This is a genomic window from Streptococcus sp. HMSC065C01 (assembly GCF_001813525.1).
GTDB classification, from domain to species: Bacteria; Bacillota; Bacilli; order Lactobacillales; family Streptococcaceae; genus Streptococcus; species Streptococcus parasanguinis_V.
Genome location: NZ_KV812817.1, coordinates 1 through 1456, shown reverse-complemented (window position 1 = coordinate 1456; position 1456 = coordinate 1). Strand labels below are relative to the sequence as shown.

Here is a 1456-nt window from a genome sequence, read left to right as displayed (position 1 = left end):
TTATCCATAAACTCAATCAATTCTTTTTTGAAGATTTCTTTTTCTTCCTCAGTCAAACCTTTTGAATTCATACGAAAAAGTAACTCAATATTCTCTAATACATCACTTGTTTGTTTATTTTCTGTGTTTCCTAATAAGTAATCAACTGAAACATTTAAAATTTTGGATAATTTCACCAAATTTTCTTGGGTTGGTTTTTTTATTCCACGTTCCCACGAAGCATATGCTTGTTGGGAAATACCTAATTTACTTGCTACATCAACTTGAGTTAAACCAGTATCTTTCCTAAGTTTTTTTAAGCGTTCTGAAAATTCCATTTTAAAACCTCTAAAAAATTTTTCACTTTTTTCAAATAATCCCTTGACAAAATACAACTATAGGTTGTATAATATAATCAACAACTGATAGTTGTATACGGCCTGAAAATAATAACCTGTTTTAAAGGTCGGATTTAGATCATTGACAATTAAATAAAAAGTGCGTCTGACAACCAGAGGACTGATCATCAGAACTACACATAAACTTCGTACCTTTATTGTAAATGTTTTGATACTAAAAGTCAAGTCCGTTTTATGGTTGAAGTGAAGATATAAAACAAGTATTTGTGGGCTTCCACGCATTTCGGACTTTCGCACTTTTCCGAATAGTAAAGTGAACTGGCTTCGCCAAAGGGCGTAAGAGAATCCCTTGGGTATGATGAGGACTACCTGAAGAGATTGGCTGGGAAAGCGATGGTAATTGACGCAAAGCACCTTGCTAAACGTTGCCACCGTGGAAAGAGGGATCTTTCCAACCAAATAACTTTTCTTTACTGCTGTCTATCTAATTAGATAGACCTACTCTCAAGCTACTAAGTTCTTTCCTTTTTTCACTTAGTAGCTTTTTTACTTATTACAATAAAGGAGAAAAATATGACAAACTTTTTTCGCACTACAATGTAAACGACTCTATGATAACTATGAATTTACCTATGGTATGTTTAGTGAATCTGATAAACTACAGGCTAAACTCTATGCTCAAGCTCAAGTAGATATAGACCATCTCGCAGATGCTGCTCGTAGAAATGGCTATGCTCATGGGGATATTCAATTCTATAGTCGTATGTTTAAACGCAAACTTTTTACACACTATTACTCAAGAGTGAAGCAACTAGCTTAGCTCTTTTTATTTTACACTCAGAAAGGAAAATCTTATGATCTCAGAAACACTTAAAATGAAACCAGAATTTATTGGCCCTGCTTACTACGAACGTTTGGGAAATGCTCCTAAATTTATTTTTGGAAAAGAAGGTAAATACCAACGTCACATTCTAAATAGCGCAGAGCACGGTGCCTTTCATGTCATTACACCAGCCTCTACAACAGTCTTCCCAGAAGATTCTCTAGTAGAAGCAGTTAACCCAATCTTTTTCCCAGACACTGCTTTAAATGGCAATACTGTTGCACCTTATCTCAAT

Annotated in this window: 3 protein-coding genes; 2 read left to right on the top strand and 1 reads right to left on the bottom strand. The window is 34.6% G+C overall.

Translation table 11 applies throughout. From position 1 onward, the window contains the following. The coding region (locus HMPREF2918_RS00195) for a helix-turn-helix domain-containing protein (RefSeq protein WP_070594280.1) at positions 1-317 on the bottom strand (317 nt) is incomplete at its 3' end. 658 nt (positions 318-975) lie between these two features. On the opposite strand from HMPREF2918_RS00195, the gene HMPREF2918_RS00190 reads away from it, so the two are divergent. Both HMPREF2918_RS00190 and HMPREF2918_RS00185 read left to right on the top strand, forming a co-directional pair. After that, on the top strand, positions 976-1158 hold the full coding sequence (locus HMPREF2918_RS00190; RefSeq protein ID WP_070594278.1) for a hypothetical protein: 183 nt from the start codon (positions 976-978) through the stop codon (positions 1156-1158). Between the two features lie 34 nt (positions 1159-1192). Further along, positions 1193-1456 (top strand): cytoplasmic protein (locus tag HMPREF2918_RS00185; RefSeq protein ID WP_070594276.1); only part of this gene is annotated, 264 nt, incomplete at its 3' end.

Excerpts from the sequence above, each read along its gene's own strand:
- HMPREF2918_RS00190 (WP_070594278.1), top strand. The coding sequence starts at position 976 with ATGTTTAGTGAATCTGATAAACTACAGGCTAAACTCTATGCTCAAGCT.